The following is a 15262-nucleotide window of genomic DNA, read 5'->3' as shown; positions in this document are numbered from 1 at the left end:
GGCTTTCGCAGCTCTAGTGCGCATCAGGGAACGGCGCTTGGGTGAAGAGAGCTGTCGGTGTAACGGATGGCAGCGCATTGTCGTGGCCAAGAGCAACCACCAGCGTCGGCGCTTCTACCGAGGATTGCCCGCCAGAAAACACAGCAGAGTATTCAGGAGAAATCGCTACGACCGAGGAAATGCGGGTGTCTCGCCGGGGTTTAGCCAACTCAATCTGATCAACGGCACTCAAAGCCACATCTTGGGATTGATACCAAGCACAGTCCGGTCCTTGGGCAGGCTCGTCGCAAGACAGATTATAGGATTGTAAATCGAAGTTGCCTCCGGCAAGTTCCAGTGCTGCCGTGCCACCAAGTGCAAATCCCACTACGAAAATGCGATCTTTATCAATGCGTTCTGACCAAACAGGGTCTCTCAGAATTGCATCAACTGACCGACTGACATCATTGGGGCGGTGCCATATTTCATCTACGGCAGTAGCAGCATTAGTTGGCCGTGGCGAGTTGATCTCAACGGCAAGATATCCCGCACGTGCAAGCCCGGCAGTCAGCCATGTACCTGAGTCTTCGGCGGATCGCAATCCGCCGTGCGAAACAAACACCACTGGAAGGTGATCTTCAGTCACCATCGCATCGCGGCCTGCAATAACGCCCGTGAAAACAGCATTAGCACCCACATCCTCTTGCGTGCCGCCGCTCCCCGGATACCAGAGTGACAAATTCAATGGACGAGTTTGAGCTTCATCTGTCACAGCAATTGATGTCACACCAAGTGATTGTTCTGCAAAAGACGGCGTTGCACAGGCGATAAAAAAGTAAAAGAAGATGGCGGATTTCATGGGCCGTGCTCCTAGGTTTTTCACAGTCCCAAACTGGAAGAAGTGATTCACTTTTGAAGTATTATAGCGCCTAGAAGTGGGTGCAATGCTCTCCATGCCAGATATTTGGAATGCAACAAAAAACGCTCGTTTTTGGAACATGCAAAAACCACCTCATTTTGAGCCGTCGAAAACCCCTTTCAAAACCAGGCCAGTTCTGGAACGTTTTTGATAAGCCAACGACAGCAGACATTCGCGGCGGTGCAGTATATTGGCAAAAGTGGGCTCAAACCGGACTTGCGGCGCTGCGGCACGCAAATCTTGACCTTGCGGGCTTCGGCGCGACCAACCGGATGACCGGTCCCAGCCCGAAGCGGACGCTGGCGGTGAGAGCGGACGCCGCATCGCAGCTTCCCCGAAGCCGCCATTGAACCACAAATGCAACGGCCTCCCCTCTATCGTCAGCTTGAACGGGTACTATCTGCTCTCGGTCGCGCAGCTTCTGCAACAACACCTGTTGCTCGTTGTGCGGCCTAGATGAAACAAGCTTGATGGACAATGGCGGCACCGAAGCTGTCGCCCAGCTATTCCACCATTCGTGAGGTGTCTTTAGCCCGGGCCAGGCCACACCCAGCTTTTCACCCAACCAGCGGGACGTGGCAGGCGCTTCGTCCAACCAAGTCTCAAGGTCTATAGCGTCGAATGCCTTGACGGTCGCCCAAGCGCCTTCAGCACGTCGCTCTTTAATCCAGTCTTCTTTTCCGTTCCACCGCCTCGGCGTTACGAAAACGAATGCAGTATTCTCACGCTGGTCTGGCGGCGTTTTTTTAGTTCTCTTTCGATAATCATCGTCGGCCTTACTTCGAGGGTCTACATTGCAACCCATTTCCCATACGCTTCGGCCTTTCGGCACCCAGACTGTTCCGGCTTCACATTCCACTTGACCGTCAAGCCCGGGCAAATCGACAGCCTCGTTTCCGGGAAAGCGCATTGAGACAAGGGATTCCGTGGTCTCCCTAATCAGTCGACGAACAAGTATTGGTAGGCGGCTACGACATTCGTGGCGGTCGGCCCATCGGCGTATTGCAGTTTCGTCAACCGACATAGTGACCTCATTAGACTTAGGACTCTTTTCAACCCAGCATAGGCGTTTGAGTTGATTTTTCGCAAATCGAGTCAGATTGTGGTAATATCCGACATGACCTCTCTCCTTTTTGTGGATCATTGCAGACCCACCTTGGCACATCGATGCCGTCGGTGGGTGGTTACATCATCAAAGCCACTTTAGCGCCAACCCTTCAACACCCGACCAGGATAATGACCTGGCGTCATCGTCCGGTACAATGGAATGGTCGCCGCGCCGCGATGCATCAAGGCACTGTGTGGCGTGACGGATATTTCCGGGGCCTCGACTAAGAAATCCTCACCAAGGCTACCTTCGAGAAGCCGCTGGCGCATGCATTCCTGCAAAGCGATGGGCAACGTGCCTCCGATGACGATTTCACCCGGATCTAAAGTTCGCGCCAGCATCAGCACCAACATACGCAGTTGCTCAGCCGCACGGTCGACCCAGTCCGCCACTAGCCGGTGATCTATGTAACGCGTGCCAATTTCGGACAGGCGCTCTACCTTCAAGCCGTTGATACGCAGATGATCGCACAGATCTTGACCCGAAGGACGCGGCCGTGACTTGGGAAAGATTCCGCCGAATTCTGCCGCGTTGCGGTGGGCGCCCCGATAGAGTGAGCGCCGGATAACGATGCCGCCGCCGATGCCATATGTCAGTAGAATAAGCGCAAAATTGTCCCGCCGCTTGCCCACCCCATAGTAAAGCTCGTTCAGTGCTGCAGCTTTGCCATCATTCTCATGATGCACGGGCATGTCAAAATAAGGTTGGAAATCATCGGGCGCATTGATTGCACGCCAATCCGCAAATTGCGGAATCTGCGTCAGTCGCCCAGAGTTTTTCGAGAAATGTCCCGGAAAAGCTATCCCACAGCCCACAAGCCGGTCGCGGTCCAGCCCCGCCTCCGCTAGCACCTGCTCTGCGGCAGTCGAAGCCTGCGTCATCAGATCCTCGAACTGACGTGAATTGATCACCATTCGGCGTTCTGCGCGGATATTGCCACGCAGATCGGATACGCAGACCGACATTTCATCGGGGTCAAAGAAAACTCCTACTGAATGCAGCCCGTCACCATTTAGATCAAGCATGGTTGAGGGTTTGCCCCGACCGCGTCCCTCAGGGGGATCTTCAGCGTGTGTCTCGAGTATTAGCCCGTGGTCAACAAGCGTGCCGGTCAATCGCGTCATGGTAGGCGCCGAAACCGACAGCCGGCGACCAAGCTCGACGCGAGGAATCGGCCCATCACTACGTATGATTTCCAACGCGCGCCGTTCATTATACCCCAGATTCAGCATCACTCTACTTCCCCACCGCCTAAGAGATAAGCACCCCGAACGCTCTCTCCCGGCACCCAGCATGATTAATGTACATTACTTAACAAAAAAACCGTGACAAGTGCATCCGCATGCTTGACATATTATTTTACGTAAAGAAATTTAATATTGCTACGGCCAACCAACAACGTAGACAATTAAACAACAGGGACCGACATGACCTTCCTTTCCAAACTTTTCATCACAACCGCAGTTACCCTTTGCGGCACTATTGCCCAAGCCGATACTGTTGTTATCTATTCTGCTGCGCCCCAGCAAATGATCGACGAACTTCTGCCGATGTTCGAAGAAGCCTCCGGCCACGATGCCGAGTTAATCAAGGCTGGCTCAGGCGAACTGCTCAATCGTCTGCGTGCCGAACAAGGCCAGCAGACTGCTGATGTGATCTGGAGCGTTGACGGCTCTTTGCTCGACCTCAACACAGAACTCTTTGCGCCTTACACTCCCTCCGATGCGGACAAATTTTATGACATTTTCCGCACAAGTGACATCTGGACCCCATTCACCGCTGTGGTCATGGCCTTTGCCGTGAACGAGGATGCGCTTGACGGCCTGCCTGTTCCAACCTCTTGGGCGGACCTGGCTAAGCCTGAATACGACGACATGATCTCGTCTTCGGCTGCGGACCGATCAGGGTCAGCCTACATTCAGCTAGCCACGGTGCTGCAGAATAGCGAAACCGAAGAGGCCGGTTGGGAAACCTACAAAGGTATCATGAGCAACATGGTGATTTCGAGCTCGACCGGCGCAGTCCCGCGCTTTGTAAACGACGGCGAATTGGCCATCGGCATCACGCTTGAAGATGCCGCGTCGCGTTATCGCGATGGTGGTGGCCCTGTCGAGATCGTCTATCCGACCGACGGCACCGCCATTGTGCCCGATGCTATGGCTCTACTGGCTGATGCCCCGCACGCAGATGCTGGCAAGGCCTTCATCGATTTCATTGCGTCGCCTGAAGCGCAAGCCGTGGTTTCCGAGATCGGTCGCCGCCCGATCCGTTCGGACGTTCCGTCGAAAGACACGCTGATCCCGCTCGAGGAGGTTCCCGCCGGTGAGTATAATGCCATCTGGGCCGCAGAAAACCGCGAGCGCCTGATTAAGGAATGGCAGGAACTATCGCTCGACCTGCTCTGATCATCACAACACTAAGAGCTCGCTGGCACTGCCAGCGAGCGAACGATTTCCGCCTTTTCCTAACAAAAAGACCCCCTCTAATGGCTGACGTACACCTGAAACAGGTACGAAAGAGTTATGGCAATGTGCTAGCTCTTTCCGAGATCAATATCGAAATCCCGACAGGAACCTTCTTTACCTTGCTCGGCCCCTCAGGCTGCGGAAAGACCACGCTACTGCGCGCGATTGCAGGGTTTCATGCACATGACAGTGGCGAGATTATAGTCAATGGCACCGACATCGGAAAATTACCTGCGCATCGCCGTAACGTGGGCATGGTTTTTCAGGATTACGCCATATTTCCGCATGTCACGGTACGTGAAAACGTCGCTTTCGGCCTGAAGGAACGCAAAGTGCCGCGCGCCGAGATCACCCGCCGCGTGGACGAGATTCTGGAAAAGGTACAGCTCAGCGCCTTTGCCGAACGCATGCCTCACGCGTTGTCGGGAGGCCAGCAGCAACGCGTTGGTCTGGCCCGCGCACTGGTCGTGCAGCCGACTCTTTTGCTAATGGATGAACCGCTATCCAACCTTGATGCCAAGCTGCGTGTCGATCTGCGCCGAGAATTACGCGCCGTGCAGCAAAGCATGGACATGACGACCGTCTACGTTACCCACGACCAAGAAGAAGCCCTAGCCATGTCAGACATCGTCTGCGTTATGTACGGCGGCGTCATCCAGCAGGCAGCAGCGCCGTGGGAGATCTACCATAGTCCCGCGAACCGCTTTGTGGCTGCTTTTGTGGGGTCGAACAATTTCGTACCGCTGGAAAACGGTGCCATCACCGGCGTACCGGTACCCCTCGCTGCTGGTGTTCCTTCCACAGGCGCCGAGCTAGCTCTGCGTCCCGAAAACCTGCACACCATCTCCGACCCGGCCTCTGCCCCCGAAGGTATGGTCACCCTGCCCGCCACGTTGGATCAAGTGGCCTTTACAGGTCGTGAGGTCTCAGTCGCACTACACCTTGAAAACGGCCACGAAGTTGAAGCTATCTGCGCCCCGGATGCCTCGCTGCTTGACCTGCCGCGTGGTGCGCACACTCATCTGGCCTTTGATCCAACAAAGGCACAGGTTTTTGAAGCCGGCGTGACCGGACGGAGGCTGGCATGATCACCCGATCACTGCGCCTGACCGCGCCATCCTTCTGGACATGGGTGATGATCGCCGCATGCGTCATGCTCGCAGTACTGCTGTTCCTACCGATCCTGTCGGTATTTGTGATCAGCTTTGAGGATGCCGAAACCGGCCGCTTTACCCTTGAAAACTACGTTGAGATATTTACGCGCCGCTATTATGTGTCGGCGCTGAGCAACACTCTGATCGTCGGCTTTGCCGGGATGATCGGCGCCTGTCTGTTAGGAGTGCCTTTGGCCTTCTGCATGTCGCGTTTTCAGCTGCGTGGACGGACGCTGATTTCGACGATGGCCGTACTTGCACTGGTCTCGCCCCCCTTTATCGGCGCATATGCTTGGATCATGCTTCTGGGCAACAACGGCGCGATCACCAACGCGCTTGAAGCTATCGGCATCGACATGCCCTCTATTTACGGCATGTCAGGGATTATCCTTGTGTTCAGCCTTAAGTTCTTTCCATTCATCTACTTGATGACCGAAAATGCACTAAATGGCATCAACAAGAGCCTCGAAGACGCGGCCGAAAATCTTGGATGCAGTGCCTGGCGGCGGTTCCGCAAGGTGACCTTTCCACTGGTGTTTCCCGCCGTGTCGACCGGTGCAATTATATCTTTCGTACTGTCGATCGCCGACTTTGGCACACCCGCCATAATCGGTCGCGGGGTGCGCACACTGTCCACCATCGCCTACACGCAATATACATCGGAAATGGGCGGCACGCCGACTATGGCAGTAACCATCTCAATGGTGATGATTGCCATCTCGATGCTAGCCCTCCTGATTCAGCGCCGGATGTTGGCTAAGCGTCGCTATGCTTCATCGATGACCCACAAATGCCGGCGCGCGCCGCTGCGGGGGTGGTGGCAATCGGTATTGGTGCATGTCATGTCCTATTCCATCGCTCTGGCCGGGATGATCCCCTCCTTCGTGGTGATCTGGACATCGTTTCTTGCCACGAACGGGCCCGTTTTCTCGGGCGGCTTTGGGCTGGACAGCTACCGTCGCATCATGGCCGAAGCCCCCGAAGCGGTAAAAAACAGCTTCATCTTTGCGCTCTGCGCCGTCGCGCTAATCGCTGTGGTTTCGAGCCTGCTGAGTTTCATAGTGGTGCGCCGCGAAAGCTTTACCTCCGGACTACTGGATCTGATCCTGATGGTACCCTATTTGGTGCCGGGCGTGGTGATGGCAATCGGCTTCGTGACCACCTTCAGCAGCGGTTGGTACAACCTTGTGGGAACCGCAACCATGATCGTGCTGATCGTCTTTATTCGCCGCCTGCCCTATGGCGTGCGCTCGACCAGCTCGGTGCTTCGACAGGTTAAACCCTCGATCGAAGAAGCCGCGATAGCTCTAGGAGCTTCGCCGGCCAAGACTTTCGCAAAGATCACCGTGCCGCTGATTATGCCGGGGATCATCGTCGGATCGCTGATGAGTTTCATCACAGCGATCAACGAATTGTCCTCGACCCTGATCGTCTATACGTCGAGCACCGTCACCATGCCAGTCAAGATCTACCTGTCTGTCGTGGACGGAGAATTTGGTGTGGCCGCCGCACTTTCGACGGTTCTTACGATCAGCACTGGACTTTGCGTCTTTCTCGTCTTCCGGCTGTCGGAAGATCGTGAAACCAACTTCGTCTGAGGAAAAAATATGCAGACTGAACTATTCTCGCGCTCGAAGCAGCGCTTTTCCGACGCGCCTGGAGACGATATTGCACTGGTCGTTCCGGGTCTGGTGCATGCCGTTCTGGACGGCGCGACCGATCCCACTGGGAAAAAATACAACGGCGAAAGCTCGGGCCGATTGGCGGCACGCAGCGCTGCGCAGGCTCTCGTGTCACTGCTTCTGGAAAAGGGGCCACGCGTGGATATGGCGCAGGTCGGTGATGCCTTGTCGCAGGCTGTGGCGAAAGCTGCCCAACAAGTTGGCGCGACACACCCTCCCTCGACCACTCTTGCAGCAGCAATCACCTGTCCAGACGGCTTTCGACTAGTGTTGATCGGAGATAGCGGGATACGGCTCAACGGCTCAGAACTGTTTCAGAACGACAAACTTATTGACGACGTTAGCGCCAGTGCGCGCATTGCGGTACGCACTAGGTTGGCAGGTCGAATTTCGGATTTCGATAAACTCGAAATAATTGGCCGGCGCATCAGCTATGCTGGGCTGGATGCCGCAGTTGATGACGGGATCCTAACCACTGTCGAAGCCGATGCGGTGCAAGGCGAGGTGATCGCCCGATTTGCACCGCTTCTTGGGACATATTGCGACGATCTTGAAGGCTTCCTGCGGGGCGGCATTCGCGTACAACCCCGATTTGCCAACGATGCCCTGCACCCGTTGGGCTTTGCCTCGATCAACGCCACACCACCGCAAGGGTTTGGTATCACCGATCAATTCGTTGATTGCGCCGACTGCCAATCTTTGGAAATTTTTTCTGACGGTTATTACGGCTTACCAGAGGGAAATCGCGTAGCGAATTGGGAAACCCGCTTCGACGAAATAGAAGAAGAAGATCCCCACAAGATCCACGCCTTTCCCGAGGTTAAGGGATCATCGAGTACTGAATTTTCCGACGATCGCACAGTACTATGCCTTTACCGCTGCTGACACTTGGGAATACACTCAGAAATTCTTGTTTAAGAGCATAGTCTCGTGCTTCATTTTCGTCCGAACATCGGGCGGGTGGAAGCGGATGGCACGATTAAACATGAGCGACCTTGAATAGAAATTCATCAGGCCGCTCATGTCCAGCAAGATAAGGAACAAGCGTGTTAATGACCACCGAGCAAGACGCTGTTCGACAGGCTCCATCCCTGTCAACTTGTGCTGGCGGACACGGCAGCTTCTCGCCGCTTCTGGAGGCGTTCCGAAAAAATGTAGTGATCCTTGAGAGTAAGTTCGTCCGCAGCCGCGGCATCTAGAACAACAGTCACTCTCGGATGCATTTGCAGAACAGAAGCAGGACAGAACGCACTAAGGGGTCCTTCAACCATGCTCTTGACCGCTTGCGCCTTCTCAGCCCCAAGCGCCATAAGTACGATTTCCTTGCTGTCGGTTATGCTTTGAATGCCCATGGTGATGGCTGATAGCGGCATTTTCTCATCTTTAGAAAAATATCGTTTGTTCTTTTCCAAAGTAGTCTGACTAAGCGCTTTTTCGCGCGTGCGTGACGCCAGTGAACTGCCTGGTTCGTTGAAACCAATATGGCCATTATGCCCCAACCCCAAAAGCTGCAGCTGTATAGGGCCGTGCTCTGAGAGAAGGTTCTCATAATCACGAGAAGCCTCAAACGGGTGTTCTGTGCCACTCGGAATAAAACAATAGTCCTGATTGATATCAATATGATCAAACAAGTGCTGTTTCATATAATGTGCGTAACTCTGCGGATGCTCACTGGAAATTCCGACATATTCATCGAGATTGAAAGCTTTGACCCCAGCAAACGAAAGGCCCGTTTCATGCATCTCTCTCAACACAGCATATAGCCGTTCCATTGTTCCGCCGGTCGCAAGTCCGAGAACGGTCTTGGGCTGACTTTGAATGTGGCGGCTGATATGATCCGCAACCCGTGAGATTGCTGCTTCTGCGCTATCGCAAATGACTACCCGCATAGTTCAATCCAATTCTGCAAGTGCCGCGAGATCAACTTTACGCGCAAATGCCACACCGTTTGCGCGGAACAGATGAGCATCGACGGAGGAAAACCCGAATGTTTGCACCTCACCAGTCTGCACGCGAACATTTCCGTCGGCGACAACGCAAAGTGGCGTATCGCCGCCCGTTGCACCATAGATAACAGTCTCATTGCCAAGACGCTCGACGACTTCAGGAGTGAAAGGTATCGACACCTCCCCTGCTCCAACAGTCATGTCACTAGGGCGAATGCCCAAGGTCAATGTATCACCGACCGCAACATCTGTACCCGGAACGGGAATTTTCGCCGTTATGCCTGTGTGCAAAGACACTGTGACCGACAGTGCCTCAACCTTTGTGCAGAGACAGGGCATGAAATTCATATTCGGATTGCCGATGAAGCCCGCAACAAACTTGTTCGCGGGTTTGTGGAACAGCTCCAAAGGCGAACCGACCTGTTCGATTATGCCATCGCGCAACACCACGATTTTATCCGCCATGGTCATGGCTTCGATCTGATCGTGGGTCACGTAGATCATCGTATTTCCAAGTTTGCTATGAAGCCGTGACAATTCCACACGCATATCTGCTCGCAAGGCAGCGTCAAGATTCGACAAAGGTTCGTCGAACAAGAAAATCTGTGGCTCACGAACAATCGCACGACCAATGGCCACACGTTGCCGTTGCCCGCCGGACAACTCACCAGGGCGATGTTCGAGGCGTTCAGTCAATTTGAGGACGTCCGCTGCTTTGTGAACGAGAGCTTTGACTTCGCTTTCTTCCATTCGCGCCACGCGCAAAGGAAAGGCAATGTTTTCGAAAACACTCATATGCGGATAAAGCGCATAGGATTGGAACACCATTGAAATGCCGCGTTTGACTGGAGGCAAATCATTCACTACCTGCCCATCAATTTCCACGGTGCCAGAGGTGATTTCTTCCAAACCGGCAATCATGCGCAGCATGGTGGATTTGCCACAGCCAGAAGGGCCGACAAAGACGGCAAATTCACCTTCATCAATGGTTAGATCAATCGGTTTGATGACCTGCGTTTTGTTGTATGATTTGGTGATACCGGTGAGTTTCAGCTGTCCCATAGGACCCCCTGCAATTGTGTGAATGAGCGGCACCTTTTGAGTGCCGCCCAAACGGTCGGGAAGTTAGTAGTCCATCAGATCTTCAAGATCGTTTGCAACTTCTTCTGCTGCGTCTTCTGGGGTCAGTTCTCCCAAAACAACGCCTTGGATCGCTTCGTTCATCACGTCCTGCAATGCAGTGTAGTCGATGACTTGTGGCTCAGGACCGCCCGCCGAGATGGATTCGAGGTAGTATTTCCAGTTTGGATCTTTGGAAACCAAAGCTCGGCTGATTTCTGTGTCACGCACAGGCGTCCACCCCGCGATGTCGTCAAACTTAGCCTGACGATCGGTCTCGTTGAGAAACTTGGCCAAAGACATGGCAGCATCTTCTACACCGGTGCCTTTAAACACAGCCAAGCTGTCTGTGATCAACAAGGTGGAGTGATCGCCGCTTGGGCCATTCGGAATCCACGTGATACCATAATCTACATCACCAGTCCGGTCACGATAACCAAAGCTTTGCACGATCATCGCAACTTTTCCCTCGGAAAAAAGCGGCTCGATTTTGCCACGATCATAGGCGACAGGGCCTTCTTGGGAATATTCCGCCAGATCTTTGTAGAACTGGAATGTTTCAATAACTTCCGGGCTGTTAAACACAACTTCGCCGTCGCTGTTCACAACTTCTGCGCCGTTGGAATAGATGAAGTTCAAAAAGGCGTGCATCGTATTGTCAAAAGACGCAGCAGGCATACCGAAGGCCGCAGCATCTGTGTTCTCAGTGATCGCTTTACCAGCGGCCAACATATCGTCCCATGTTTGCGGGCCGTTTGGCATATCAAGGCCGGCTTCTTCAAAGATTGCCTTGTTATAGAAGATCGCTTTCGTGGAGAAAGCACGCGGCAGACCCCAGATCTCACCGTCGAATTTCACCGTGGACAAAACGGATGCTTCGTAGCTGGCTTGTTCATCTTCGCTCAACTCGATTGGCAAGATGAGGCCCGCATCCGCCAGTTGCGGCAAAGTGCGGCTGCCCATATAGGCCAAAGCGGCCGGGTCGCCCGCAGACGCCAATGTGATTGCTTTTTCTTGGCACTGACCCCAAGGTACATATTCCTGCACGACTTTATAGTCGGGGTTTTGCGCTTCCCATTCAGCAACGTCGATATTTTGCTGTTCCGGTGCTACACCATCGGGGGCGCCACAGTTGATAAAGCTGATTTCTGTTGCAGCGCTGGCCATTTGTGCTGCGAAGATCGCAGATGCACTGACCAAAAGACATGTTTTCACGTTCATTGAAATAACCCTCTGTTGGTGACCGTTATTCTTTCACCGCACCGGCGGTCAGCCCGGCGACGATATACTTTTGTAGAAAAAGAAAGGCGATCAGCACGGGGACAATACCCACCAGACACGCCGCCATAAGTTCGTTGTAAACAATGCGCTCGCGACCGAAGAAGGCAAACAAGCCAACGGGCAGCGGATGCAAAGCGTCCTTCGAATTGAATGTCAGAGCGAAGAGAAATTGCTGAGCATAGGTGGTCAGGAAAACCGTGACGGCGACCACAACGATACCCGGCGCTGCGACAGGCAGTATCACACGCCACAGCGTATAGACCCGCGATGCACCATCGACGTATGCGGCCTCTTCAAGCTCTTTCGGTACGCGCAAGAAATAGCTGCGCATCAGGAAAATCCCGACAGGTACAGTGAATGCCGCTCCCGGTATAATCATGGACCAATAGGTGTTGAGCAGACCCAGATTGAGCATCAACTTGTACAGCGGAATGATCAGCACGGTAGAGCCAACCATATTAATGCCCAATAGAGCCCCCATAAAGGTATCACGCCCAGCATAACGAAACCGCGAGACCGAATAGGCAGCAGGAATAATGCAAACCAATGCCAATAGCGTTGCTGCCGTTGAGACAAAAAGCGAATTGAAGATATAGCGCGGCAAGTTCGGCACGGTTGTCCAAATGTCGACATAGGATTTGAACGACATATCATCGGTGAAGAACCGGTATGGCGCACGGAACACAGCATCTAGCGGACGCAATGACACAAGGAAGGCTTCGAGAAAAGGAGCCAACAAAAAGACCAAGAATACAAAAATTCCAGCATAGATAGCGATTTTCTCGTGGAGCTTATACTTATCGATCATTGCGTATTTCCCAGCTTGCGCGTGGTGCGCGCCATGACGGTTAAGTAGATGACCATAAACAAAGACATGCTGACAAGGATCATCACAGCTCGCGCGGAGCCTTCGCCAAAGCGGAAGCGACTGATCGCGGTCTTATAGGTGTCGATGATCATGGTCGTGGTCGCCCCACGTGGTCCGCCCTCTGTCAAAATCCAGATCACCTCAAACGAGTTGAACGTCCAAATCATTGACAAGAGCCCCATTGTGAAGATTGCAGGCGACAGCAATGGCAGAGTTATCCTACGGAACCGGTAAAAACGGCTGGCTCCATCTGTCCAAGCGGCCTCATACAAATCTTTAGAAATAGATTGCATCGAGGCGAGAAAATATAACGTCACCAAAGGTGTGCCAACCCACACATCGGTGATAATCGTGGCGATGAAAGATGACTGTTTGTAAGCCAAGAATTCAAAAGGTCCCGAGAGTAGACCAAACCGTTGCGCTAGGCCGGAAATCATGCCGAATTGCCCGTTGTAGAGCCAAGTCCACATGAACACACCGATTGCAACTGGCACAATCCAAGGTGGCATGACCAAAATCCGGAACACCGCCCGACCAGGCAAAGCCGCATTCAGCAATACCGCGCCAAACAGCCCCATGATCATCTTTAATGTCACGCCCAACCCCATCCAAACGAATGTGCGGGCTATGACTTCCCAAAAGTCGTCCTCGAAAATTTCGATATAGTTTTCAAAGCCCACGTAACGCTCTCCGGGGCGAAGCGAGGCATTAGTGAACGAAAGCCGGAACGTCTCAAAAAGCGGCCAAGCCACAATTGCCATGATGAGGACAAGAGCAGGGATCAGCAACAAATAGGGGAAGGTATCAAAGCGGCGTTTCACGCGGCAGTCCTTTCGCCTTGGAGAGCAGCATCAAAGGCTTGCCATGTTGAGGTTAAATCCACGATGCGCTCGTCGCGCATTGAAGCATCCATGGCCAAAGCACTTATTCCGGCTTCGAGGGCATCAACCACACTCAGTGGCAGCTCGGCCAATTTACCATCCATAAAGGATATCAAATCGCGGATCATTGCAGCATCCGCACCATAGTGACCGACATTTCCCTGGCTCGACTTAGCCAGTTCCATCGATTCAACGGGCACGTCACCGGTATCTGACAGTGTCACTTTAAAGGTGTTTCTGATGAAATCGCCTTCGGCCATGCCATCGCGCCCGATCACCGCAAAACGCCGGAATTCATCCGGGACGTTCAGGTTGGTGTGAAAACTCATGGAGGCGCCGTTTTCATATTGGATCAACGCGGTCTGGTAATCGATCAGATCACCCCCGCCCGAAAACGCATCCTCGACGCCACTCCAACGCGGAAGTTTTTCGTCAAGATAAGTCGCCGCAACAGGCCGATGTTCAGGAAGGTATTTTTTACGTCCGCCAAAGCTCGCAACCTTCCTGGCACGCGCGCCTACAACCCCCTGATAAAGGTCAAGGTCGTGACAACATTTTTCCAACATAAACCCGCCAGACATGTCGCTGTTACGGCGCCAATCGCGCATGAAGAAACTGCCATGATATGGTGCGATATGTTCAGATGCCTCGATGGACATGATCTCGCCCAAATGCCCGTCTGCCTGCGCCTGACGCAAAGCGCGGTACAAGGGGGAATAGCGCAAGACCATGCCAACCATGATACGCTCTTGTCCATTATGCGCGGCAACCAATCGCGCCAGTTCCAAGGATTCTTCAACCGAAATCACAAGTGGTTTTTCGGCAAAGATAAACGGTACGTCCGTTTGCAATGCTAAGCGCAGATGATCCAGATGCAAGTGGTTTGGAGAGCCCACAATCAGCAAATCGAACCGATGCGCAGACAGCATCTCAGACGCATCATCATAGCGCGTCGGCGCTGCACCAAGCGCCGCCAAAACGGGCATGCGAGCATCCGAAGGATCAGCAACGGCAACGAACTCCGCATCTGAATGCTCTTCCTTGATGCGTGGTAACAGAGAGGCAATTCGATCTCCCAAACCAACGATCCCGATTTTCATGCCTGCACCGTCCTTTGTGTCATAATGGTTTTCAATGCGGCAACTGTCGCCGCGTCCGTTACATCGCGTGGGGCAATTCCGATCCTCTGACTTGGACAATTCAGCGGATCACGTACCCGACACGAGCTATGTAAAGCGTCGACCCCTGTCGCGATGAGCTGCAAAGCCGTGTCTTTTGTCACGCCGCCACCCGCCATAATTTCAATCCGCCCCGCCGCATGTGAGACGAGATCCGCGAGCATTTTCGCGCCCGTTGGAGCCGCTGCCTGTTGACCTGAACTCAGCACACGGTTGATGCCAAGCTCAATCGCAATATCCAAAGCAGAAAATGGATCAGGCGTCAGATCGATCACGCGATGCAATGTGATTTTAAGCCCTCCTGCGGCCTCGACCAAACGTGCGAGCGCATCTCGATCTAGGCTACCATCCTCATGACTGACGCCAATCACAATGCCTGCCAAGCCAGCTTGTTTCACGGCGGAAATGTCACCCAACATGGCGTCCAAATCACCCCAGCGGAGACAGAAATCTCCATCCCTTGGTCGGATCATCGCGTGGCACCGCGCCGATGCCGCAGCAGCGTAAGCCATAAGCCCCGCACTTGGCGTCAAGCCACCCAAAGCAAGAGCACTACAGAGCTCGATGCGATCCGCCCCACCCGTGATCGCAGCCGTTAAGCTGTCCGCGCTGTCCACGCATATTTCCAAAGGCATAGTGGTGAGCATAACGACCCAAGTGTTTGAATTTCGCTCAGATGATC

General features: G+C 53.6%; 14 protein-coding genes. 5 read left to right on the top strand and 9 right to left on the bottom strand.

Annotated features, from left to right (window positions below):
- Positions 1-13 precede the first annotated feature (13 nt).
- Positions 14-838 carry an alpha/beta hydrolase family protein gene (locus KO492_RS00125; protein ID WP_216043121.1) on the bottom strand — a complete coding sequence of 275 codons (825 nt, stop codon included), beginning with the start codon at positions 836-838 and terminating at the stop codon, positions 14-16.
- A 110-nt stretch (positions 839-948) separates the two neighbouring features.
- On the opposite strand from KO492_RS00125, the gene KO492_RS00120 reads away from it, so the two are divergent.
- Positions 949-1248, top strand: a complete 300-nt coding sequence (locus tag KO492_RS00120) for a hypothetical protein (RefSeq protein ID WP_216043120.1) — start codon at positions 949-951, stop codon at positions 1246-1248.
- Positions 1249-2101: 853 nt separating this feature from the next.
- Here KO492_RS00120 and KO492_RS00115 read toward each other — a convergent pair.
- A complete protein-coding gene (locus KO492_RS00115) occupies positions 2102-3238 on the bottom strand; it encodes an ROK family transcriptional regulator (protein WP_252735148.1) in 1137 nt (378 codons plus the stop codon).
- A gap of 195 nt (positions 3239-3433) precedes the next feature.
- Here KO492_RS00115 and KO492_RS00110 point away from each other — a divergent pair, with 195 nt between their 5' ends.
- From KO492_RS00110 to KO492_RS00095, 4 genes are all read left to right on the top strand, one after another.
- Complete coding sequence (locus KO492_RS00110) at positions 3434-4411, top strand: extracellular solute-binding protein (protein ID WP_216043118.1); 978 nt, start codon at positions 3434-3436, stop codon at positions 4409-4411.
- Between the two features lie 80 nt (positions 4412-4491).
- The gene (locus tag KO492_RS00105; protein ID WP_216043117.1) at positions 4492-5559 is read left to right on the top strand and encodes an ABC transporter ATP-binding protein; all 1068 of its coding nucleotides are present in this window, start codon (positions 4492-4494) and stop codon (positions 5557-5559) included.
- On the top strand, positions 5556-7223 hold the full coding sequence (locus KO492_RS00100) for an ABC transporter permease (protein WP_252735145.1): 1668 nt from the start codon (positions 5556-5558) through the stop codon (positions 7221-7223). The genes KO492_RS00105 and KO492_RS00100 overlap by 4 nt, the downstream gene beginning before the upstream one ends.
- A gap of 9 nt (positions 7224-7232) precedes the next feature.
- On the top strand, positions 7233-8192 hold the full coding sequence (locus tag KO492_RS00095) for a protein phosphatase 2C domain-containing protein (protein ID WP_216043116.1): 960 nt from the start codon (positions 7233-7235) through the stop codon (positions 8190-8192).
- 209 nt (positions 8193-8401) lie between these two features.
- Here KO492_RS00095 and nagB read toward each other — a convergent pair whose 3' ends face one another.
- From nagB to KO492_RS00060, 7 genes are all read right to left on the bottom strand, one after another.
- Positions 8402-9196: a glucosamine-6-phosphate deaminase gene (gene nagB, locus KO492_RS00090; RefSeq protein WP_216043115.1), complete on the bottom strand. Its 795-nt coding sequence runs from the start codon at positions 9194-9196 to the stop codon at positions 8402-8404.
- 3 nt (positions 9197-9199) lie between these two features.
- On the bottom strand, positions 9200-10315 hold the full coding sequence (locus KO492_RS00085) for an ABC transporter ATP-binding protein (RefSeq protein WP_216043126.1): 1116 nt from the start codon (positions 10313-10315) through the stop codon (positions 9200-9202).
- Positions 10316-10378: 63 nt separating this feature from the next.
- Positions 10379-11593, bottom strand: a complete 1215-nt coding sequence (locus KO492_RS00080) for an extracellular solute-binding protein (protein ID WP_216043114.1) — start codon at positions 11591-11593, stop codon at positions 10379-10381.
- Positions 11594-11618: 25 nt separating this feature from the next.
- Complete coding sequence (locus tag KO492_RS00075) at positions 11619-12461, bottom strand: carbohydrate ABC transporter permease (RefSeq protein ID WP_216043113.1); 843 nt, start codon at positions 12459-12461, stop codon at positions 11619-11621.
- Positions 12458-13342 (bottom strand): carbohydrate ABC transporter permease, encoded by an 885-nt coding sequence (locus KO492_RS00070; RefSeq protein ID WP_303578343.1) that lies wholly within the window; start codon positions 13340-13342, stop codon positions 12458-12460. The genes KO492_RS00075 and KO492_RS00070 overlap by 4 nt, the downstream gene beginning before the upstream one ends.
- Positions 13339-14502 (bottom strand): Gfo/Idh/MocA family protein, encoded by a 1164-nt coding sequence (locus KO492_RS00065; RefSeq protein ID WP_216043112.1) that lies wholly within the window; start codon positions 14500-14502, stop codon positions 13339-13341. The genes KO492_RS00070 and KO492_RS00065 overlap by 4 nt, the downstream gene beginning before the upstream one ends.
- Positions 14499-15215, bottom strand: a complete 717-nt coding sequence (locus KO492_RS00060; protein ID WP_216043124.1) for a copper homeostasis protein CutC — start codon at positions 15213-15215, stop codon at positions 14499-14501. The genes KO492_RS00065 and KO492_RS00060 overlap by 4 nt, the downstream gene beginning before the upstream one ends.
- Between the last annotated feature and the right edge of the window lie 47 nt (positions 15216-15262).

Origin of the sequence: Celeribacter halophilus, from assembly GCF_018860305.1 — a bacterium.
GTDB classification, from domain to species: domain Bacteria; phylum Pseudomonadota; class Alphaproteobacteria; order Rhodobacterales; family Rhodobacteraceae; genus Celeribacter; species Celeribacter halophilus_A.
Note: the sequence above shows the minus strand (reverse complement) of the source record. Positions and strands in the feature narration are given on the sequence as shown.